Below are 22,584 nucleotides of genomic sequence, written 5' to 3' on the forward strand. Positions count from 1 at the left end.
GCTGTAGATGAAAGACATCCTCCGAAGAACCCCACCCGGTGCGCTACCGGATCCCTACCCGACTGCTACCCGATCGCTACACACCCGCTACCGAGAACCCCGTCTATACACCCAGCGACCTGGGCGCAGAATGCAGTCGGGTGGCTCCCAAGGACACCATCGGTGGCTCCCCACCACAAGAACGCGCGCATCACCGACTGGCCTCCAGCGGCACTATCGGTGGACCCCAGTGACGCGAATATTCTCTAATGGTTAGTGGCTGGTCTGGGACCGGCTGGCAGACTGGAGTCGCACCTGCCGGGCGTGACTCGGCGAATATTTGGCCCGCCCTGCACGGTGGTGCCTTTTAACGGCGCTTCGGGGTTTTCCGTGGGTAGTGGCTGGTTGTGAGTGGCCGGTCGGGGACAGAATTGATTCATGCGCGACACCGAGCTGTACCGCCATCTGCTGGGCGTGGTAGCGCCGTGGAAGGTGGACCGGGTCGAACTCTCGGCCGAGGATGGGAGGGTCGATGTCTGGGTGGTCCACCCCGGCCGGACCCTGTTCGGCTGCCCGGACTGCGGGCGTGAACTGGCCGTCTATGACCACTCCGAGGAACGGGCGTGGCGGCATCTGGACTCGTGTGCGTTCCTGACCTTCCTGCATGCCGACCCGCCGCGGGTGGCCTGCCCCGAGCACGGGGTGCGTCAGGCACGCCTACCGTGGGCCGAGCCGCACGGGCGGTTCACGCTGTTGTTCGAGCGGCTGGCCATCGACGTCCTTCAGGCCTGCGACGTAAACGCCGCCGCACGGCTGCTGCGGGTCAGCTGGGACGAGGCCTGGCACCTGATGGACCGCGCCGTGGCCCGCGGACTGGCCGTCAAACCGTTGGAGGCACCGAATCAGGTCGGGGTCGACGAGAAGGCGGCCGGGAAGGGACAGGACTACATCACGGTGGTCTCCGACCTGAACGCGGGCACCGTCGACTACATCGCCGACGAACGCCGCCAGGCCAGCCTGGACGGCTACTTCGAGAGGTTCACACCCGAGCAGCTCGAGGGCATTCAGGCGGTGGCGATGGACATGTGGGAGCCCTTCGCCGCCTCGACGCGGGCGCACCTGTCCGATGCCGAGGACAAGATCGTCTTCGACCGGTACCACCTGATGGGCTACCTGACCACGGCCGTGGACACCGTCCGCAAGCAGGAGAACCGGGCACTGGCCTCCACCGGCGACAAGGCCCTGGCCGGGACGAAATACCTCTGGCTGTACTCCGCCGAGAATCTGCCGGACAAGCACCAGGACCGGTTCGACGTCCTGCGGGCCGCGGACCTGAAGACCGGCCGTGCCTGGGCGATCAAGGAAGACCTGCGCCACTTCTGGTCGTACAAGCGCCGCGGCTGGGCGGCGAAGCACTTCAAACGCTGGTACTTCTGGGCCACCCACTCCCGGCTGAAGCCGATCATCGACGCAGCCAAGACCTTCAAGCGCCACGAGGCGGGAATGCTGTCCTACTTCGCCCACCCGATCACCAACGCCGGCGCAGAAGGCCTGAATTCCCGTATCCAGGCCATCCGGGTCTCCGCCCGCGGCTACCGCAACCGGGAACACTTCAAGACCGCGATCTACTTCCACCTCGGCGGCCTACAGCTCTACCCAGCCACCCCTTGACCCACGGACTTCCCGGAAGCGCCACTATTTGTAGGCCGGTTGAGCAGGGGTTTCCTGCCAGATCAGTGGGGTTCATTCAGAGGGTGAGTGCAATGCCGGTGAGTAGTTCCTCTAGTTTCTCAGCGGGGGTGTATCCCTTCAAGATCACGCGTGGCCGGGAGTTGAGTTTGTCCTGGACGGCCTTCAGCTCGGCGTCGGTGACGTCGTTGAAGTTGGTGCCCTTGGGGAAGTCCCAGCGCCGCTGACCATTGAAGTTCTCGTTCGTGGGGCGTTGCCAGGGCGAGTGCGGATTGCAGAAGTAGACCTTGCATCCGGTGGCCACGGTGAACTTCGCGTGGTGGGCCATTTCGCTGCCCTGGTCCCAGGTGATCGAGGCCAGCACCGCCTCCGGCAGGGTCTGCACCATCTGCTGCAAACGGTCGATCACGGTCTCGGAGTCCCGGGTGCCGGGCAGGCGCCCGAGCAGGTTGAACCGGCTGGCCCGCTCCACCAGAGTGACGACCCCGGAGCTCTCCGGGCCCACGACCAGGTCGCCTTCCCAGTGTCCGGGCACGGCCCGGCCGGCGTGCTCAGCGGCGGTCTTCTCGTTCCGGTCGGCCAGCATCGCCCCGGCCAGCCAGGGCCGCTTCTGGCGGGCCGGCAGCTTCGAGGCCGGCTTGCGGGCGGTGCGTCCCGAGCGCAGCACCTTCTCGACCTTCAGCTCATGACGCAGGGATCCAGCCGACTGGACGTAGAGGGCCTGATAGATCGTTTCGTGACTGATCCGAATACGACCATCATCCGGGTAGTCCACGGGCAGTCTCACTGCGACCTGGGCCGGGGACCACCCGGCGTTGAGCTCCTCGACCACCACCTGGCGCAGCTGCCGGTGGCAGTCCTCGTCGAGTTTGCGCTTCTTCGGTCTGGCCCGTTCGACGTCGGTCCGGTACTGGGCCAGTTTCGCCGAGTACCCATACTGAGCCTGCCCGTTCTGGATCCGTTGGACCAGACCATGGTGGGCCAATTCCCGACTGATCGACGATGGATGAACCCCGACCATCCGGGCAATCTGCGCCGGCCTGGCACCGGATTCCTGCCCGAGCTGGATCAGGGTCCGGTCCGCCAAATTCAGTCGACGACCGTGCCCGGTCCCTCCTCCAACGTCTACGACCGGCGGGGGCGGGAACACCACCCTGAACTCGTTGTGCACCGTATCGCCCCGACGCATCTTCACGCCCGCCCATCGCAGCCACCGATAGACCGAGTCCAAGGCGATCCCCTCGGACGCGACCACCGATTCAGTCGATGCCCCATCGAGCACCCTTTCGATGACCTTGGCACGAAAACCGACAGGATACGAGAAGCCCATGACGACCAACCTCAGAAATCAGGGCATTGCACTGACCACTTGAATTGGCCTGGCGGGTTTCCTGCCGAAGGAGCGATACGAATCCGGCCACGCCAAAACGGGTCACGATCAACCTCGCCAACGACGGCAGCCGACTCGAGATCCCCTCAACCCTTCAAGCACTCATCACCCGATAGAACGGTTCACAACAGGTTGACAACCGTCGAATCAGTCAGAAGTGGCACGAGTCAGGAGATGGCCGACCATCAGCACCTTCGGAGATCACCGCAGTACGCGCCGAGAGAGCTTGGCGTCTATCTATCCATCGACGTCTTCGGGGAGGCGTGGGCCGGCGAAGGATGGTCTCAGGAGTGGGCCATTGATGACTCTGGAATGCTCGGTTTCGAGTTCGTCGTCCGCAAACCTGTTGCGGACAAAAGTTGCAGGGACCCCGGCGACGACTGTGTATGGCCGAACGTCTTTCGTAACCACTGCGCCTGCGGCCACAATTGCACCTTCGCCAATTGCCGTGCCGGCCATGACAAGCGCATTACGTCCGATCCAGACGTCGCGAGCGATGTGAGTAGAACCGAGTCGGGGTCTACCTGAGAATTGCATGGGTTGGCCAACGGCATCGTGGATGTGGTCACCGCCTATGACGCATGCCCCGGAAGCCAGCATGGAGTAGCGCCCAATAGACGTATTCGGGGCGATTTCACACTGCCGACCGATGAAAACGTACTCTTCGGCCACCAAATCATTCGAAACGATCGCCGTTGAATGCAGAGAGACCGTCGAAGGTAAACGATTCAGACCGTGTTTCCACTGTGAGAACACATTGCGAGCAGTCCTGAGTCGCAGGTAGGCGTCGCTTTCCCTTGATACCTTCAATTATTGGACCTCCTGAGAACTAAGGCGACTTGTAAAAGTACATCGAAAAACAATGTATGAGCAGCATCTGCTTCGTTAGATAGTGAAATCTTTGGCTGCAGTCAACCCGGTGGAGTGAATCTCCTCCATGGCCGAGCTCATTTTCATATACTCGGATTGCCAGCTGAATTCTTCCAGGAACGCCTCTCGTGCCCTGGCCCCCATGGAGACTGCTTCTTCGGGATGATCTCGGAACCATCTGATTCCATCGGCGATGGAACGGGGATCCTCGAAGTCACGACAGATCCCCACTTCATACGATTCAACGATCTCGCGAATGAGGGGCGAATAGGTCGGAGCCATCACGGCTAATCCCCGAGCCATGTACTCAAAGAGCCTGTTCGGGAGGCTCGCCCTACCCAGTTCCCGACCGTAACCAATCATGCCCACGTGACAGCTGTCCATGAGTGACGGAACGGATGCATGGGGTACCGAGTCGCGAAAAGCCAACTTGCTCCGCACTCCATGCTGATCTACCAGGCTGTCGAAGCCTGACATATATGGCAGTCCAGTCTTTTCTCCGGGCGACGGAAACATGAGGACGTCAACCCCATCGGGCACAATGCTCAGTGCTTCCAGGACCTCCGTGGTCCCGTTGCTATTCAAAGCCTTCCCATGAAAGAAGCGCATCTTATGTGCGGGTTCAGAGATCGACGGAGACTTTCCGCTGATGTCCGCAAACCAGTCCGGTGCAGAATTCTTGACGATCAATGATCTTCTCATGTGGTCCACATAAGGCGTGAGAACCGCTGGACTGACACCGACTACGAGATCACTCCTTTTCGTGACGACCCGGAGAGCACGAACCAGCACGTTACCTGCCGATCTCCCGACTCTATGGCCTAGCCACTTCGAGAGGATGCCAGTGTGGAATTCCTCATGAACGTCGAAAATGACCGAAGCACGATGCAGTGGCTTCAATGCGACGGCGACGGCGGCCGCATCCGGGTCCGGGCAATAGATCCAATCGGCGCCCCGGTGTTGTGCAAGTCGTATGGCTGAACGGGGTATCGCTAAAAGTCGACCCAGTTTTCCCTGGCTTGAACTGAACAGGTTATAAGTAATCGCCGAATCACGAAAATCATCTCCTGCGAAGTAGGATTTCGAAGGTCCGATCCAGTCAAGTGCGAGATCTTGGCTGAGGAAGGATTTCGCAAACTTGCTGTAGACACGAACGTCATCGAGCGGGTGTGCCGTGGTGAATATGGCGATCTTCATGACAATGCCTTCTTCGGTTAACTGGTGAGGCAGATTGATCCGGAACAACTAGCAGGAACACGGGGACGGGGATTGTCGTCCAAGGGTCTCGTCTGCATACCCCTCATATTTCTGCGTAACGACTCCTGACCGGCATTATGCGCGGTCAGCGTGGATCAAGGCCTGAACTGATTTCTCAGAGGCGTCACCGTGCCCATACGGGGACCCTTGGGGAGAATTGGGGCGAGGGCGCGACGCTGAGGAAGCGAGGAGTGCCGGATCGGTTACGAGTACGTTCCAACCGTCCGCGAGGGTTTCAATCCATTCCGTTTCAGATCGGACAGTAGTGCAGGGGATTCCCAGAATGTAGGCTTCCTTCTGCAGGCCTCCGCTGTCAGTGATTACTCCAGTCGAGCGCTGTACCGCGGCGATCAACTGAGGGTATGGCGCCGGTGCGGCTACGTTGACCTGACCTCGATCGAGGTCGATTCCTGCGTCCGCAGCCTTTTTGACCAGCCGGGGATGAGCAAAGAGGACCACCGGCCTATCGAGCGCCTGTAGCCCTGAGATGACCTGTCGAAGACGAGCTTCACTGTTAGTGTTTTCTGCCCTGTGAATAGTCGCGACGAAGTAGGGCTCCTCAGGATTGACGCGTTCCGGGAGCTGCAGCATTGTCGGATCAGTGGATACCGAAGCGGCAACGGATAGGCAGACGTCCGCCATGACATCACCGGTGACCACGGTGCGATCAGCCAGTCCCTCGTTGGCGAGGTGACCTGATGCAACTGTCGTCGGCGCCAACAGCAAATCAGCAGAATGGTCTGTCAGGATCCGGTTGATCTCCTCCGGCATTCGACGATTGAATGATCGTAGTCCCGCTTCCAGATGTGCAACGGGCAGATGCAATTTCGTGGCGGCCAGCGCGCCAGCCAGTGTGGAGTTCGTGTCTCCGTATACCAGTGTCCAGTCGGGCCGCTCGTTGATGAGGACCTGTTCGATGGCCTCCAACATGCGGCCGGTTTGAGCCCCATGGTCTGCAGACCCAATCGCGAGATTGACGTCGGGCGTTGGAATCTGTAGGTCGTTGAAGAATACGTCGCTCATGCCAGCGTCGTAGTGCTGGCCCGTGTGGACGATAGTGTGCTGAAGGTCGTGACCGACCTGCTTCAGACGTTCGATACCACGAGAGATCGCGGCGAGTTTTACAAACTGCGGGCGTGCACCCACGACCGACAAGATCTTCACTATTTCTCCTAGCTGAGCGGAAGCATGATTTCACAGCCAGTTGGTGTGCAACGACTGCCCTCTAGATTCCATACTAGGGGGAATGATTGCCCCATCCCGCACTGCGAATCCCTCCAACCCCACCGTTACTGTAGAGAGGAGCCGGAGGTCACTGCACTCGGGAGGCGGAGGTCGCCCGTTTCTGAGAGTTTTCGATCGATAGCGACGTATGCTTGGTCGCGGCTGAGGAGCGCGACCGTCTAGCAACAGAACGCCGCCGACATATCAGTATCAAATGAGCGGGTGTGCGTTTACTGATTCTCGGACGGGCATTCTCACAACTATCCTCTTGTTATCAATGGAGAATAATGAGTAATTTCAGTCGCGAGGTATCTGGGGCCAGCTGGATTACTGTAGGCATGGTCGTCAGTCAGATGTTGATCATTGGCGCCACTCCATTCATAGCTGGCATTTATGGACCCACCGCATTGGGCGTCGCGACTACCTTCCTGGCCTTGGCGAGTATCTTGGCGCCCGTCCTGACCATGAGAATGGAATTCTTGATTCCGTCTGCCAGTGACATTGAGGCGAGATGGATAAACAGTTACACCTTCAAGGTCACTCTCGTCGGCAGTCTCATGGCAGCTGTCGCATTCGGAGTGCTCATCAGGCCCAATGAACCTCTGGTCGCCCTGATGTTCGGCCTCACATGTCTGGCCATCGCTGGTAGTGCGGTATCCATGCAGATGCTGATCAGGCAGCACAAATACAGGCGGATCGGACTCGCCAAGACCGTGAATGGGTTTGGTCAAGTCGGTACACAGGTACCCATTGGCCTTGCATGGCCCGGCTTCAAAGGAATCGAACTTGGCTTTGCCGTCGGATACATAGCAACATTGATTGCGCAGAGGTCCCAGCCTCGAAGCGACGTATCAAGTGTGTCCCCTTCAGCTTCCCGAAAACGGTCGCTGATCCGATCTTCGCTGCTCCTCTGCGTCGGTGGGGTAATGAATGCATTGAGTGTTTGGGCTATCTTGCTTGCAATATCGCTGTTTCACACACCTGAGGATGCAGGCGTTTTCTCAGCCATACAGAGGCTCCTGGTGGCGCCAGCCGGATTTGTGACAGCTGGCCTTCTTCCTGTTGTCACGGGGAGTCTCGGTAGCGCCGTTCGCGGAGGTTCGTCGAGTGCCGCGGCGCTTCGGCGCTGGTTTGGGATCTTGGCGCCCGCGGCGCTCGTGAGTATTGCGGTATTCGTGCTCGTGCCCGATGTGTGGCTATTGAACATCTTGGGGTCCGAATATGCAGGTGCCGGGCAATATGTTGATGCGCTCGCGCTGATGATCGGAACGCAGATTGTTGCTGGTCCCCTCGGGCAGGCGCTGGTGGCCATGGGAGCACGGAGAACTCAGTTCATTTGGGACGTCAGCAGGTTCGTGGTGCTGTTCCTCGTTGCGCTCGTCTCAGGGATGGCCGGTGCCGGACCTGTCTTGATGACCTGGTTGCTCTCCGGTGTTTTCGCCTTCGGCTACGTGGTTTTCCTTGTTCTGGTGTACCGCGTTTCGACAAACATCTCCCCGCCGAAGGAAGCGGTCACCTGAGAGCACGGGATACGCCGGGGTGTGGTGTCGCTGCCTATTCTGCTGCCCAGGTACTTTCCAGGCTCTTCACAAACGTGTAGACGAGGTTCTCGGAGAATCGGCGCGTCGTTAGCTGGATAGAGGTCGAGGCCTTCCGAAGATGGAAGTTCTCACACTGCCCATCTGAAAGACCTCGACGTGTCCCACGCTACCTTCCGCGACTGTGACCTGACCAAGTTCTGCCGACTCGACGAGCTCGGCCTCGAAGCCGTCGGCCATCGCCTGGAACCCGATCGGGCGGTGCTGGCCTGCAAGGTGGTGGACCCGGATGACTGGTGCCACCGCTGCGGATCCCAGGGCACCCCGCGCGGCACGGTGATTCGCCGGCTGGCCCACGAGCCTCTGGGCTGACGGCCGTCCAGCCTGCACATCACGGTCCGGCGCTACCGGTGTGATGGCGGCGCCCACGTGTGGCGCCAGGACACCACCGCCGCGGCCGAACCCATGGCCAAACTTTCACGCCGTGCACTGCGGTGGGCGCTTGAAGCGCTCGTGCTGCAGCACCTGACCGTGGCCCGGGTCGCCGAGTCACTGGCGGTGCGTTGGAACACCGCCAACGACGCCGTACTGGTCGAGGGCCAGCGGAGGCTCATCGACGACCCGACCCGATTCCACGGGGTCACGGCGATCGGCGTGGACGAGCACGTGTGGCGCCATCCCCGGCGTGGGGACAAGTACGTCACCGTGATCATCGACCGCACACCGCTACGCGCCGGGACCGGCCCGGCCAGGCTGTTGGACATGGTCGAGGGCCGCTCCGAGAAGGCCTTCAAGACCTGGCTCGCCGAGCGCGACCAGGTCTGGCGGGACGGGATCGAGGTGGTGGCCATGGATGGGTTCACCGGGTTCAAGACCGCGGCGGAGGAAGAGTTGCCCGAGGCGACCGCGGTCATGGATCCCTTCCACGTGGTCCGCTTGGCCGGGGATGCCGTGGAGAAGTGTCGGCGGCGGGTCCAGCAACATGTCCTCGGCCACCGCGGCTGCAAGGAGGATCCGCTGTACAAGGCGCGGCGCACCCTGCTCACCGGGGCTGACCTGCTGACTGATCGGCAGTACTCTCGCATCCAGGACGCCTTCGAGGGTGATGAGCATGTGGAGGTCGAGGCGACGTGGGTGTTCTACCAGCACATGGTCGCCGCCTACCGGGAACCGGTCCGGACGAAGGGCAAGACGATGATGCAGTCACTGATCACCAAGCTGGGCCGGGCCGTGCCGAAGAAGCTCACCGAGCTGGCCGCGCTGGGCAGGACGTTGAAGAAGAGGTCGGCGGACATCCTGGCCTACTTCGACCGCCCCGGCACTTCCAACGGTCCTACCGAGGCGATCAACGGCCGGCTCGAGCACCTGCGCGGGTCTGCCTTGGGCTTCCGGAACCTGCCCAACTACATCGCCCGTTCCCTGCTGGAATCCGGTGGATTCAGGCCCCGTCTACACGTTGATTGTGAAGAGCCCGATATCCGGGCCCGGCCCATGTTCCACCACCAGCGAGACTCCATCGAGGCGCACCTGACCGTGGTGTTCTGCGCCCTGGCCGTCGCCCGCCACCTGCAGGACGTCACCGAGGTCAGTATCAAGAAGCTCGTCCAGACGCTCAGGCCGCTGCGGTCGGTCACGATCGACGTCAACGGCCACGAACTCACCGCCGCCCCGGCAATCGACGCCGACACCCAGGAAATCCTCAACTCAATCGCGGCGAAATCTGCGCACTAAATGTGGCACGAGTCAGGTCCGAGTCCTCGATCCGTGGAGACCACTCCTCCAGACGGGGCAACAAGATCCTCAAACGGGCCCTGTTCCTCTCGGCCTTCGCCGCCCTGAAGGGCCCGCTCTCGAGGGCCTACTACGACCGCAAACGAGCCCAGGGTAAGAAACATAACCAGGCCCTGATCGCCTTGGCTCGACGCCGCTGCGACGTCATCTACGCCATGCTCCGCGACGGCATCCTCTACGAAGTGAAAACCCCCGCCGTCGCTTGACAGAGAACATAGGGGCACCCCCAAGACAAGGAAATCCTCAACAGTCTCAGCCAGTCAGGGCACTAATTCTGAGCCAAGTCGAGTGGTGTCGCTGCCTATTTTGCTGCCCATGTACTTTCTAGCGCACCGGTCTCCTTGACGTAGAAGGTGGAGCCGGCACCTCCATCTGTCCGTCTCCACACTGATCCAGGCGCTGCAAAGAACGTCGGTACTCCCGGTCCCGATTCGTTCAGGGTGGGCGAGGTGCCCGCCGCCAGGGACAGACTCGTGAATGAAGACGCGTTTGATGCGTCGTAATTATTCGGTCCGTACTGCCCATCACTATTTCCCGGTAGTTCATACAGGGCTCGAATATTCATGTTTAAGCCGAATCCCGGGGCAGTGTAAAACGTATTCCCCGAGACTTCGGGTCGTTTGCACTTGGCCAATGTAACGCCTCCGACAATTTTCGGTGTTACGCTGTTAGCCTCGAAACGAAAACTATTTCCATGTATAGTAAGATGGGATAAATCTCGGGCAAAAATTCCGTGAGTCAATCCGTGAAGGGTGATGGTGTTTCCCAGAACTCTATTTCCGTAGTTCTTACCGGGGGATGGTGCAAGAGTGATGACCCCCAGATTCTCTATTCCCGGAGCTCGTATTATATTATTAGAAATAACATTGTCTATCATTTGCCTGGTGTGTCCGTCTCTTCCGAGCCGAATGACAACCGACATCCCATCCTTGATATAAATAGTATTGTCCGAAATGATGTTTCGCGAAATCTCAAACGAGTCGGTTTTGTAATTACTCAAGTCGACCACGGCTGTATCTGGCGCTGCGTCGCCCACGATGGTGTTGCCTGTGATGATGCAATCAATAGCTTCTCGGATACTGACGGACGAGACATCGAGATGATGCCCCGTGGCGTGGGTGTACATGGTATTTCCGGTAATCGCATGGGCTCGGCCGGTGAGAGCTATGGGCATGGAGCATCGTGCAAAGGTGTTGGCCGTGATGGAACACGCGTCTGTTCCGGAGGAGGAGTAGACACCATGGTTGTGGCAGCCTTCGAGGATGTTGCCGGCAATGACGCAACCGTACGCGTTTGAGCCTGCCCCATAATTCCCAAGAAATATTCCTTGTACGCAGTCCATGATGTGGTTGCCGGTGATTTTTATTCGCCCGCCATTCTCGGATGGGTCGTAGGCAATGCCGAAATGGGCTGTCTCAGAACCCGTCCAGGAATCAGCGGGGTAGTTCCCACGGATCGTGCAATCGGACACGGTGCCGCTTCGGACTCCATCAAAGAATATTCCTACTGTGGGAACATTCGTGAGCCTGAGGCCGTCTACGCTGACGTCTTCTGCCGTGATGCGGACGACTCCGAAGGTCGGCGTTGCGTTCGTCGCATCGAATACCTGCGGGGAGTGGATCTCGGCTCCGGAGACTGTTACTCCAGAAGCATTGATCGTGATCGCGTCTGCGTTCGTGACGTCTGTGACGATCCTCGCCCCCGGTGCGAACTCTATTCTGACGTCTGGGGTATCGATCGCGACGGTAGAAGAAAGTCCAACCGTGCCTTCGACGACTAACGTTTGGCCGGAAGACAAGGAGGCCAGGGCGGCGGAAAATCCTGATAGGTCGCCGAATCCTTTCCCGACGAACGTCGACGTTGCGTCGTTGGACGCGGGCCCGCTCGTCTCCTTTGGGGCGGCGTTCTGCTTGATGGCCCCGCCGAGTGCGATCGACGTGAGTCCTGTGATGGCTGCTAGAACAGTTCGTCGACTTGATTTTTGGCGATTCTCCGTGGTCAACGTGATTCCTTGCTCTGGCAGGGAGCAATTCTGCTCATCGCGGTGTTCCGAACTGTGCATTAGGCGAGTCCCGAGGCTAACACCCTCGGATTGTCGGCCCTAATAGGAAAAGGGAGGACGGCCAGCTGTTTTCCGTGCTGACGGCAATGACGTGGGGTGCGGGGCGCGTGCGGCCAGGCGCCTGTCCATCATGGTCTGAGTCTGACCGGCCACCTCTCAATCCCCCCCATGCGCGTGCACCAGCATGGCCTTCAAAGTCACCATGGGCGAGGGGCAGGCCGTGACCGCGGTGTCATGGGCGATGGTGAGCTGGCGGAGCATCCCTACGGAGGCAACGACTGTCGTGGGGATGGCTGCGGCGTAGCCGGCCAGCGCGGCCCGGGCCGCGTTCTGTGCATCGCGGGCCCGCTACAGCAGGTCTCGGTCGCCAACGGTCTCGATGGGGATCGTGGAGCTGTCGGGGATTTCACCGACGAGGTCCAAGACTGCAGTGACGAGGAGGAGTATGCGGGTATCGATGCCGATGCCGATGGCGGGTGGACAGGACTGTCAAGCGGACGTTCCGCGAGACGGTTTCAGGATCCTGGTCATGTCACGCACCTCCGGCCACAACGCGGAGGGACTCACGACCGGACGGCTGAGAGTTGAAGGCGGAGGCACCTGAGGTGCCCATCGCAAGAGCGGGTCAACCCGCGCCGGTAGAGACTCCCGAACCCCCTCCAGACTCGGCTCACGAAGATTGACGAGCGTAAGATTCCCCGACGGTCCCGACTAAAGCGACGGCACTGTATTCCGCCAGTCTCGGTGTAGGCCAGGCTGACGTAAGGGCGATGTTGCGCTAACTCAACGGGTATTCTCCTAATAGGCTTCGCCGCGTGCTGCGAGGCACCGATATGAAACCAACGGTTGTGGAGATCTATGCGCATCGCTGTAATTGCTCTCGGAAAAATCGGTCTCCCGCTGGCCGTCCAGTTCGCCTCAAAGGGGCATTCTGTCATCGGGGTGGACATCAACCAGAATGTCGTCGAGATGGTCAATCGAGGACACGAGCCTTTCCCTGGCGAGGATCTCCTTCAGGAGAACCTCGCCACAGCAGTGGCGAACGGTACCCTTCGTGCCACCACCGAGTACGGTGAAGCGGTGCCGCAAGCTGATGCGGTTGTCCTGGTCGTACCGCTGTTCGTGGACGACGACGCAAGGCCCGATTTTGGCTGGATGGACGCTGCTACCACTGAGCTAGCTAATCATCTCACTCCGGGTACCCTGGTTTCCTTTGAGACGACTCTTCCGGTGGGAACCACACGGAACCGCTGGAAGCCCATGCTCGAGCAGGGCTCCGGACTGGCTGAGGGCAAGGACTTCCACCTGGTGTTTTCACCCGAGCGGGTTCTTACTGGCCGCGTCTTCGCTGATCTACGAAAGTACCCGAAGCTGATTGGCGGCTTAAGCGAAGATGGCGCACGCGTTGCGAAGGATTTCTACGAAGCAGTACTTGACTTTGATGATCGAGAGGACTTGGCACGACCCAACGGAGTTTGGGATCTTGGGTCTACTGAAGCTTCGGAGCTTGCCAAGCTGGCGGAGACTACTTACCGAGACGTTAATATCGGACTTGCCAATCAGTTTGCTCGCTACGCCTCTGAGCAGGGAATTGACATCTACAAGGTTATTGAGGCGTCCAATTCGCAACCCTACTCGCACATCCATCGTCCTGGCATCGCCGTCGGGGGTCACTGTATTCCGGTCTATCCTCGCCTCTATTTATGGAATGATCCTGCAGCGACGATTGTCCGGTCGGCCCGAGAAACCAATGCTGGAATGCCGGACTACACGGTTGGACTGCTCGAAGGTGTGCACGGAAATCTCCAGGGGCAGGTTGTTGTAGTGCTAGGGGCCGCCTACCGCGGTGGAGTGAAAGAGACTGCGTTCTCGGGCGTCTTCAGTTCGGTGAGCGCGTTGGAGAGCAGGGGAGCCACGGTCTTCGTCCACGATCCGATGTATTCGGACGAGGAACTGGCCAACTACGGATTCACCGCATACACGCAGGGTTCGACTCCCGTAGACGCGGCTGTACTTCAGGCTGACCACGCCGATTACAAGGAGTGGATGTCGGCCGACTTGCCCGGCATCCGCACCCTGATCGACGGTCGTAGCATCCTCGACGCCACCAGGTGGGACGGCGTGACGGTCCGCACGATTGGTAGGCCGCTGGACCAGTCGACTTCTGGGGATTGGACCGGTGGGCGTGAGCGTTGATCCAACCGTTTTTGTGGCGGAGACGGCTGACATCGCGGAAGACACGTCGCTTCAGGAGGGCGTTAAGGTCTGGCACCTGGCCCAAGTGAGAGAGGCGGCCGAGATCGGCCCCCGAACCATCGTGGGCCGGGGATCGTACATCGGGACGGCTGTCAGCGTCGGAGCGGACCGCAAGATACAGAACTACGCGCTCGTCTACGAGCCGACCGTTATCGAAGAAGGCGTGTTCATCGGTCCGGCAACCGTCCTGACGAACGACACTTATCCTCGCGCTATCGCACCGGACGGGTCCCAGAAGTCTGCTGGCGACTGGGAAGCAGTCGGGGTCACGCTAAGGAGTGGCGCCTCGGTGGGCGCCAGAGCCGTGTGCGTCGCTCCCGTGACCATCGGTGTTTGGGCCATGGTCGCGGCCGGATCCGTGGTCACTAGGGACGTTCCCGATTTCGCTCTCGTTGCGGGCGTCCCTGCCCGTCGGATCGGCGGGGTTTGGCCGGCAGGGCGCAAGCTCGAGTCGGACGGAGATGCCTGGGTGCGCCCGGTCAGCGGAGACTGGTATGTGGAAATGAACGGACAATTGGAATCAGGGGAACAGCATGGCATTTGAGGGAACCACCATTCCGGTGGCCAAGCCACAGATCGGCGCAGAGGAGCGTCAAGCGGTGGACCGGGTCATGTCCACGGGCATGGTTGCGCAGGGTCCAGAGGTCGCCGCCTTTGAGGTGGAGTTCAGCGAGGTCCTCGTCCCCGGCGCGCACAGCGTGGCTGTGAACTCCGGCACGTCAGCGCTCCATCTGGGATTGCTGGCAGCCGGTATCGGTGCCGGAGACGAGGTCATTGTTCCTGCATTCACTTTCGCGGCGACGGCCAACTCTGTAGCCCTCACCGGGGCGACTCCAGTGTTTGCCGATATCGATCCGCGAACCTTCAACCTCGATCCTTCGTCTGCCGCTGAAGCAGTGACGGAGCGGACACGCGCGATCATGCCCGTGCATCTGTATGGTCAGGCCGCTGACATGGACGGATTCGAGGCTCTGGCAGAGAAGCACGGCCTGGCGATCCTCGAAGATGCAGCTCAAGCCCACGCTTCGTCGTGGAATGGGCGGCCCGTCGGCTCGTTCGGGTCCTTCGCAGCGTTCAGCCTGTATCCCACTAAGAACATGACGTCCGGAGAGGGCGGCATGGTGACCACGAACGACGGTGAGTTCGCTCGACGGGTCCGCGTATTGCGCAACCAAGGTATGGAGAAGCAGTACCGGAATGAGGTGGTTGGACTCAACAACCGCATGACGGACATCCATGCGGCGATTGGTCGGGTGCAGCTCACCAAGATCCTCGACTGGACCGCCCGGCGTCAGTCGAATGCCGCCGTGCTAGACGAAGGTCTCGCAGGCTTGAGCGGTGTGGTGACACCTCAGGTAGCAGGGCAAGCAACGCACGTGTACCACCAGTACACCATCCGACTCTCGGGTAGTACGGCGCAGGAACGAGACGCATTCGTCACGGCGCTGAAGGACGAACACGGTGTGGGTGCCGGGGTGTACTACCCGGTCCCCGTGAACCGGCTCGAGTCGTTCTTGGTGGAGGCGGACCTGCCGCACACCGAGAGCGCCGCTCAGGAAGTGCTCTCGCTTCCCGTTCACCCGGCTCTGGAGGAAAGTGACCTCCAGAGAATCGTCACTGCTGTCGACGCAGTGGCACGGGCAGGGGCTTCCGCATGATCCGCGTCGGACTGATCGGCCTGGGCATGATGGGCCGCCACCATGCCCGTGTCCTCCGGAACCTGGACGGCGTTGAACTGGTAGCCGTGTCGGATCCCGGCGGAGATGTCCACGGCGCAGCCCCTGGCGTTGCGTTGTACACGGATGTGGACGGTCTCATCGCTCACGGACTCGACGCTGCGGTAGTGGCAGTACCGACGGCATTCCACGAGACCGTCGGTATGAAGCTTGCCGAGGCCGGGATCCACACTTTCATCGAGAAGCCCATCGCCGCGGACGCGGAAGCCGGCCAGCGGCTCGTCGATGCGTTTGCGGCTCGAGGTCTCGTCGGAGCAGTGGGTCACATCGAGCGGTTCAACCCGGCCCTTCAGGAACTCAAGCGGCGTCTGGAAGCCGGAGAGCTCGGTAAGGTGCACCAGATTGCTACGCGCCGGCAGGGGCCGTTCCCTGGCCGCATCACGGACGTGGGAGTCGCTCGCGATCTGGGCACACACGACCTGGACCTGACCATGTGGTTGGGTGGGGAGCGATTTGCCGAGATTCACTCTCAATCCGCCATTCTGGTCCGCGACGGCCGGGAAGACCTGATCGCCGTCACTGGCAGGCTCAAGAACGGGATCATCACGAACCACCTCGTCAACTGGCTTTCACCGATGAAGGAACGCGTCACCACCGTCACCGGGGAGGCGGGGGCGTTCGTGGCAGACACCCTCACCGCCGATCTGACGTTCTACGAGAACGGCAGTGTCGAAACGGAATGGGAGGCTCTGGCCAGCTTCCGAGGCGTCAAGGAAGGGAACGTCACACGATTCGCCTTCCCCAAGCAGGAACCGCTGAAGACCGAGCACGAGGCCTTCCGCGATGCGATCCTCCACGGTACCGAAGGGATCGTGACTTTGGAGGATGGGCTCCACACGCTTCGGGCCGCCGAGGCCGTCATCAATGGGCCGTCGGTCTCCGGAACCTTCAACGGCTCATGAGTGATCCGGGCGGACCGGGGCTGTCAACGCGCCCCGGTCTGTCCGGCTCGAACGGGGTGTCCCCAGTCACGAGTGCTGGTTGAGTACCCGGCACCGGGGACTCCGGGAAGGCACGCAACTACCGTAGACCTGTGAGCATCTTCCTCGTTACCGGCGGCGCCGGATTCATCGGGTCCAACTTCGTCCACTATGTCTTGGAGTCCACTGACCACCGCGTCATTGTGCTGGACAAGCTGACCTACGCTGGCAATCGCGCCTCCCTGGCCGGACTGCCCGCGAACCGGATGACGTTCATGCAGGGGAACATCGCGGACGTCGACCTGCTGGAGGAGCTCATGCCTCAGGTGGACGCTGTGGTGCACTACGCGGCAGAGTCCCACAACGACAACTCGCTCAATGATCCGCGGCCCTTCGTGGACACGAACATCATGGGCACCTACGCGCTCATCGAGGCCGCCCGCCGGCATGATGTTCGGTTCCACCACATCTCAACGGACGAGGTCTACGGGGACCTGGAGTTGGAGGACCCGGAGCGTTTCACCGAGACCACCCCGTACAACCCCTCCAGCCCGTATTCCGCCACCAAGGCTGGCTCGGACCTGCTGGTGCGGGCCTGGGTGCGCTCCTTCGGGCTGCGGGCCACCCTCTCCAACTGCTCCAACAACTACGGTCCCTACCAGCACGTGGAGAAGTTCATCCCGCGGCAGATCACCAACGTGATCGACGGTGTGCGTCCCCGGCTGTACGGGGAGGGGCTCAACGTTCGGGACTGGATCCACGCCGATGACCACTCCTCGGCAGTTCTGACCATTCTCGAACGGGGCGTCGTGGGGGAGACGTACCTCATCGGGGCCGACGGTGAGCGGAACAACAAGGACGTCATTGAGGACATCCTGGAGATCATGGGCCAACCCGCCGGCGCCTACGATCACGTGGTGGACCGCCCGGGCCACGACCTGCGTTATGCGATCGATTCCACCAAGTTGCGCACCGAGCTGGGCTGGTTCCCGCAATACGCCGACTTCCAGGCGGGATTGGAAGCCACTGTGCAGTGGTACCGGGATAATGATGCATGGTGGCGGCCCCAGAAGGCTGCAGCGGAGGCCAAGTACCAGTTGACGGGACAGTGAATCTGTAGATGGAGTATGCAAAGCAACTCGTTGCTCAGCCCACCACCATCCCGGGGCTCACGCTCTTCGACCTGCCGGTGCACGGGGATAACCGCGGTTGGTTCAAGGAGAACTGGCAGCGGCAGAAGATGACCGAGCTCGGCCTGCCGGACTTCGGCCCCGTACAGAACAACATCTCTTTCAACGCCACCCGTGGCACCACCCGGGGTATTCACGCCGAACCGTGGGACAAGTACATCTCGGTGGCCGCGGGCTCGGTGTTCGGCGCCTGGGTGGACCTGCGTGAAGGCAGCACCTTTGGGACGGTCTTCACGGCCGTGATTGACCCGTCCACCGCGATCTTCGTTCCGCGTGGGGTCGGCAACGCCTTCCAGGCCCTGGAGGACAACACCGCCTACACGTACCTGGTGAACGACCACTGGTCCGCTGAGGCCCAGGAGCAGTACACCTTCCTCAACCTCGCCGACTCCACGGTGGCCATCGACTGGCCCATCCCCTTCGACGAGGCCGAGCTCTCGGACAAGGATCGCGCCCACCCGCCGCTGGCGGAGGTGGTGCCCATGGCCCCGGCGACCACGCTGGTGCTGGGGGCCACCGGGCAGCTCGGCCGGGAGCTGGCCCAGCAGCTGGCCGACCGTCCGGGCGTGGAGTTCCTAGGACGGGACCGCTTCGACCTGGCCGACCCGGCCGCCGTCGAGCGTATTGATTGGCGCCGCGTGAGCACCGTGGTGAACGCCGCCGCCTACACCGCGGTCGATGAGGCCGAGACGCCTCATGGCGGCCGGGCTGCCTGGGAGGCCAACGCTGAGGGCGTGGCGCGGCTGGCCTCTGCCTGCGCCCAGCACCAGGTGACCCTGATCCATATCTCCACGGACTACGTGTTCGACGGGGCGAAGGACGGCGCGTACTCCGAGTCCGATGCCTTGCACCCGGTGAACGCCTACGGGACGTCCAAGGCCGCCGGGGACCTCGCCGTCGGGGTAGTTCCCCGCCACTACCTGCTGCGGACCTCTTGGGTGATCGGGGACGGAAAGAACTTCGTGCGCACCATGCAGCAACTGGCCGAGCGAGGCATCGCACCGTCCGTGGTGTCCGACCAGCTGGGACGGCTGACCTTCACCCGGGACTTGGCCGAGGCGATCGTCCACCTGCGCAACGGAGACGCCCCCTACGGGACGTACAACGTCACCAATGCGGGGGAGCCGGGATCCTGGGCCGAAGTCGCCCGCCGGGTGTACGCGGCGACCGGGCGGCCGGCGTCGGACGTGTCCGAGGTGAGCACCGAAGAGTACTTCGGCGGCAAGGCCGTGGCGCAGCGCCCGCTGAACTCCGTCCTGGACCTGGCCAAACTCGAGGCCACCGGGTTCGCTCCGAGGGATCAGTGGGAAGCGCTGGAGGAATACCTCTCGGTGTCCCTGCCGTAGACCGGGATCACACCGGCGTGAGGACTCCGCCACCTTAGACTGTTCCTCGGAGTCCACATCCATCCGAGGAGAAACATGGTCGAGACCACTGCCGGCGTGCCCTACCCCCTGGGCGCCACCCCGGACGAGGACGGGACGAACTTTGCGCTCTCCGTCGGCGAGACGGCCGAGAAGGTCGAGCTGTGCCTCGTAGATGCCGACGGCACTGAGGTCTGCGTGGAGCTGACTGAGCGCTCGGGAAACACCTGGCACGCACACGTGGCCGACGTGGGCGACGGGCAGAAGTACGCCTACCGCGTCCACGGTCCTTGGGACCCTGCGTCCGGCCTTCGGTACAACGCGGCGAAGATCCTCCTCGATCCCTACGCCAAGGCCATCACGGGGGATTTCAACTGGGGCCAGTACCAGTTCTCCTACGACTTCGAGGACCACGACGCGATCGACACCTCAGACTCGCTGGGCCACACCATGCTCGGCGTGGTGGTGGACGACTCCTTCGACTGGGGCGAGGACAAGCAGCCGGATATCCCCTTCAATGAGACCGTCATCTACGAGACCCACGTCAAGGGCATGACCAAGCTACACCCGGAGGTGCCCGAGGAGGCGCGGGGGACCTACGCCGGACTGGCCCACCCCGCGGTACTGAATCATCTGACGAAGCTGGGCGTCACGGCCGTGGAGCTGATGCCCGTGCACCAGTTCACCAACGACTCCTCCCTGCAGGACAAGGGGCTTTCGAACTACTGGGGGTACAACACCCTGGGTTACTTCGCCCCGCAGAACACCTACTCCTCTGCCGGAGACACCGGCGGGCAGGTGCGCGAGTTCAAGCAGATGGTCAAGGACCTGCACGCCGCCGGACTCGAGGTCATCCTGGACGTGGTCTACAACCACACCGCCGAGGGCAACCACATGGGACCCACCCTGTCCTTCCGTGGCATCGACAACGTGAACTACTACCACCTGGTGGAGGGCGACGAGCGCCACTACATGGACTACACCGGGACAGGGAACTCGCTGAACCTCTCCCACCCGATGGTGCTGCAGCTGGTCATGGACTCCCTGCGCTACTGGGTGCAGGAGATGCACGTGGACGGCTTCCGCTTTGATCTGGCCACCACCCTCACCCGCTCCGAGGGGGAGCAGGGCCCGGACATGTTGGGCGGGTTCTTCGACGTGGTCCGCCAGGACCCCGTCCTGCGCACCGTGAAGCTCATTGCCGAGCCCTGGGATGTGGGCTGGGCCGGCTACCAGGTGGGCAACTTCCCGGGACTGTGGAGCGAGTGGAACGGCAAGTACCGGGACTCCGTCAGGGACTTCTGGCGCGGGGAGCCGGGGACCCTGGCGGAGTTCGCCACCCGTATCACCGGCTCGGCCGACCTCTACGAGGACGACGGACGCACCCCGCGGGCCTCGGTGAACTTCGTGACCGCCCATGACGGGTTCACCCTGCGGGACCTGGTCTCCTACAACGAGAAGCACAACGAGGCCAACGGCGAGGACAACAACGACGGCGAATCCCACAACAGTTCGTGGAACTGCGGCGTGGAGGGAGACACGGATGATGCCGAGGTCCGCCGGTTGCGCGCCCAGCAGCAGCGCAACTATCTGGCCACGCTGATGATCAGCCAGGGCGTGCCAATGATCAGCCACGGTGACGAGTTGGGACGGACCCAGCAGGGCAACAACAACGTCTACGCCCAGGACAACGAGCTCTCCTGGATCCACTGGGATGAGGCGGACGAGGACCTCATCGAGTTCACCGCGCGGGCGGTGGCGCTGCGGCAGGACCACCCGGTGTTCCGGCGCCGGCGTTACTTCGACGGCCGACCCGCCGCACGAGCGGACTCGAACGCCCTGCCGGACATCGTCTGGCTCGAGCCGGACGCCACGGCCAAGGACGAATCGGACTGGGAGACCTACTACGCCCAGTCGATCGCCTTCTTCCTCAACGGCCACGACCTCGACGCGTCCGAGCGAGGCGGCGACGACACCGGGTACGGTGGAGACCACGACTTCTACGTGATGCTCAATGCGCACTGGGAGCCGGTGGAGTACACCCTGCCCGGTGAGCCGTTCCCTGCCACCTGGGAGCTGGTGGTGGACACCGCCGACGCCACCCCGGACACCACCGAGTTCTCCGCCGGGGACCGGATCTCGGTTCCGGGCCGCGGCATCGTGATCCTGCAGTCCGGTCAGCGGTGAACCTGGATCAGTTGATGGACGGCCGAGATGCCGATGGTCAGGGACGCGACGCCCGGGTGCGGCGCCTTCGGAAGGCGACCGGCCGGCGTCGTACCCGCCGTTGGATCCTGCGCGGAGCGGGACTGGTGGTGATCGTGTTCTTGGGCGTCGGCGCGGTTCTGGCGTGGCTGACCGTGAACCCGCGAGTCAACGCTGCGCCGCAGGTGGACGCGCTCATCGTGCTCGCCACCCAGGCCGGCGCCCACGACGAGGCCCGGCGACTGGCCGAGGAGGGCGTGACCGACCTGCTGCTGGTCTCGACTCCGGAGAACGCTCCGGCGAGCCTGTGCCAGGAGTCGCCGGGTGGGGCCACCGTGGAGTGCTTCGCCCCGGACCCGGTGACGACGCAGGGGGAGGCGATCGTCGGGACCGAGCTGGCGCGTCAGCACGGGGTGCAGAGCCTCGGGGTGCTGACGTTCGACCACCACATCGAGCGGTCCCGCATGCTGATGGACCGGTGCTGGGACGGCGAACTGTACATGTACGAGTTCGAGCCGGTACGCGGCAAGCGGGGATACGTCTACGACTTCGTGTACGCCATGGCGGCGTATGCTAAGACGTTCCTCACGCCGGGGTGCACTGCTGAACCGATGGAGTGGCTGCAGACGCCGATCGACAAGTTCAAGCTGGACCGGTAGCTGGCGGGCTGGGTTTCTGGCCCCTGCCGGCCGTGCCCGGGTCGTTAGGATGGCTGGATGATCATCGGCATTGGCGTGGACGTTGTCCAGGTATCCCGTTTTCAACAGCAGCTCGAGAAGGCGCCGGCCTTGCGGGACCGTCTCTTCACCCCGGCCGAGCGCGAGCTCAACATCCGCTCGCTCGCGGCACGCTTCGCCGCCAAGGAGGCCGTGGCGAAAGCTCTGGGAGCCCCTGCCGGCATGAACTGGCAGCACTGCCAGGTGGACGTCGATGCCGCCGGGGCCCCGCATGTGGTGGCGATCGGCACCGTGGCCGACGTGGCCGATGCCAAGGGCGTCAAGAAGTGGCACCTGTCCCTGAGCCATGATGGTGACGTGGCTACTGCCATGGTCGTGGCCGAGGGCTGAGGTCGTGAAGAGCCTGTCTCAGATACTTGATCAGAACAGCAGAACA

16 protein-coding genes and 2 pseudogenes are annotated in these 22,584 nt (G+C 62.0%); 13 read left to right on the forward strand and 5 right to left on the reverse strand.

Annotation, left to right across the window (positions count from 1 at the left end; genetic code table 11):
• The first annotated feature begins 417 nt into the window (after nt 1-417).
• Entirely contained in the window at nt 418-1,650 is a 1,233-nt protein-coding gene (locus ACSU1G_RS15650) for an ISL3 family transposase (protein ID WP_439280895.1), read from the forward strand.
• Nucleotides 1,651-1,726: 76 nt separating this feature from the next.
• Here the strand turns inward: ACSU1G_RS15650 and ACSU1G_RS15655 are convergent, their stop codons facing one another.
• From ACSU1G_RS15655 to wecB, 4 genes are all read right to left on the reverse strand, one after another.
• Entirely contained in the window at nt 1,727-2,998 is a 1,272-nt protein-coding gene (locus tag ACSU1G_RS15655; RefSeq protein ID WP_439280896.1) for an IS30 family transposase, read from the reverse strand.
• A 297-nt stretch (nt 2,999-3,295) separates the two neighbouring features.
• Nucleotides 3,296-3,658 (reverse strand): acetyltransferase, encoded by a 363-nt coding sequence (locus tag ACSU1G_RS15660; RefSeq protein ID WP_439281268.1) that lies wholly within the window; start codon nt 3,656-3,658, stop codon nt 3,296-3,298.
• Between the two features lie 285 nt (nt 3,659-3,943).
• A complete protein-coding gene (locus tag ACSU1G_RS15665; protein WP_439280897.1) occupies nt 3,944-5,125 on the reverse strand; it encodes a glycosyltransferase family protein in 1,182 nt (393 codons plus the stop codon).
• 135 nt (nt 5,126-5,260) lie between these two features.
• A complete protein-coding gene (wecB, locus tag ACSU1G_RS15670) occupies nt 5,261-6,349 on the reverse strand; it encodes a non-hydrolyzing UDP-N-acetylglucosamine 2-epimerase (protein WP_439280898.1) in 1,089 nt (362 codons plus the stop codon).
• A gap of 347 nt (nt 6,350-6,696) precedes the next feature.
• On the opposite strand from wecB, the gene ACSU1G_RS15675 reads away from it, so the two are divergent.
• The 3 genes and pseudogenes from ACSU1G_RS15675 to ACSU1G_RS15685 form a co-directional block, all read left to right on the forward strand.
• Nucleotides 6,697-7,929, forward strand: coding sequence for a lipopolysaccharide biosynthesis protein (locus tag ACSU1G_RS15675; RefSeq protein WP_439280899.1), 1,233 nt, complete (start codon nt 6,697-6,699; stop codon nt 7,927-7,929).
• 177 nt (nt 7,930-8,106) lie between these two features.
• Nucleotides 8,107-9,402: pseudogene (locus tag ACSU1G_RS15680) on the forward strand (ISL3 family transposase); the annotation flags it as partial.
• A gap of 290 nt (nt 9,403-9,692) precedes the next feature.
• Nucleotides 9,693-9,944, forward strand: a pseudogene (locus ACSU1G_RS15685) (IS110 family transposase); the annotation flags it as partial.
• Between the two features lie 95 nt (nt 9,945-10,039).
• Here the strand turns inward: ACSU1G_RS15685 and ACSU1G_RS15690 are convergent.
• Nucleotides 10,040-11,740 carry a right-handed parallel beta-helix repeat-containing protein gene (locus tag ACSU1G_RS15690; protein ID WP_439280900.1) on the reverse strand — a complete coding sequence of 567 codons (1,701 nt, stop codon included), beginning with the start codon at nt 11,738-11,740 and terminating at the stop codon, nt 10,040-10,042.
• Between the two features lie 918 nt (nt 11,741-12,658).
• On the opposite strand from ACSU1G_RS15690, the gene ACSU1G_RS15695 reads away from it, so the two are divergent.
• The 9 genes from ACSU1G_RS15695 (at nt 12,659) to ACSU1G_RS15735 (ending at nt 22,538) form a co-directional block, all read left to right on the forward strand.
• On the forward strand, nt 12,659-13,996 hold the full coding sequence (locus ACSU1G_RS15695; protein ID WP_439280901.1) for a nucleotide sugar dehydrogenase: 1,338 nt from the start codon (nt 12,659-12,661) through the stop codon (nt 13,994-13,996).
• Nucleotides 13,986-14,600: an acyltransferase gene (locus tag ACSU1G_RS15700; RefSeq protein ID WP_439280902.1), complete on the forward strand. Its 615-nt coding sequence runs from the start codon at nt 13,986-13,988 to the stop codon at nt 14,598-14,600. Before ACSU1G_RS15695 ends, ACSU1G_RS15700 begins: the two co-directional genes overlap by 11 nt.
• Complete coding sequence (locus ACSU1G_RS15705; protein WP_439280903.1) at nt 14,590-15,714, forward strand: DegT/DnrJ/EryC1/StrS family aminotransferase; 1,125 nt, start codon at nt 14,590-14,592, stop codon at nt 15,712-15,714. The genes ACSU1G_RS15700 and ACSU1G_RS15705 overlap by 11 nt, the downstream gene beginning before the upstream one ends.
• Nucleotides 15,711-16,694: a Gfo/Idh/MocA family oxidoreductase gene (locus ACSU1G_RS15710; protein ID WP_439280904.1), complete on the forward strand. Its 984-nt coding sequence runs from the start codon at nt 15,711-15,713 to the stop codon at nt 16,692-16,694. Before ACSU1G_RS15705 ends, ACSU1G_RS15710 begins: the two co-directional genes overlap by 4 nt.
• A gap of 131 nt (nt 16,695-16,825) precedes the next feature.
• Entirely contained in the window at nt 16,826-17,824 is a 999-nt protein-coding gene (gene rfbB, locus ACSU1G_RS15715) for a dTDP-glucose 4,6-dehydratase (RefSeq protein ID WP_439280905.1), read from the forward strand.
• An 8-nt stretch (nt 17,825-17,832) separates the two neighbouring features.
• Complete coding sequence (locus tag ACSU1G_RS15720; protein ID WP_439280906.1) at nt 17,833-19,248, forward strand: sugar nucleotide-binding protein; 1,416 nt, start codon at nt 17,833-17,835, stop codon at nt 19,246-19,248.
• 75 nt (nt 19,249-19,323) lie between these two features.
• Nucleotides 19,324-21,453 (forward strand): glycogen debranching protein GlgX, encoded by a 2,130-nt coding sequence (glgX, locus tag ACSU1G_RS15725; protein ID WP_439280907.1) that lies wholly within the window; start codon nt 19,324-19,326, stop codon nt 21,451-21,453.
• Nucleotides 21,454-21,467: 14 nt separating this feature from the next.
• Nucleotides 21,468-22,130, forward strand: coding sequence for a hypothetical protein (locus ACSU1G_RS15730; RefSeq protein WP_439280908.1), 663 nt, complete (start codon nt 21,468-21,470; stop codon nt 22,128-22,130).
• A gap of 57 nt (nt 22,131-22,187) precedes the next feature.
• Nucleotides 22,188-22,538, forward strand: a complete 351-nt coding sequence (locus tag ACSU1G_RS15735) for a holo-ACP synthase (protein ID WP_439280909.1) — start codon at nt 22,188-22,190, stop codon at nt 22,536-22,538.
• The last annotated feature ends 46 nt before the right edge of the window (nt 22,539-22,584 follow it).

The sequence above is a fragment of the Microbacterium sp. A93 genome, assembly GCF_051842835.1.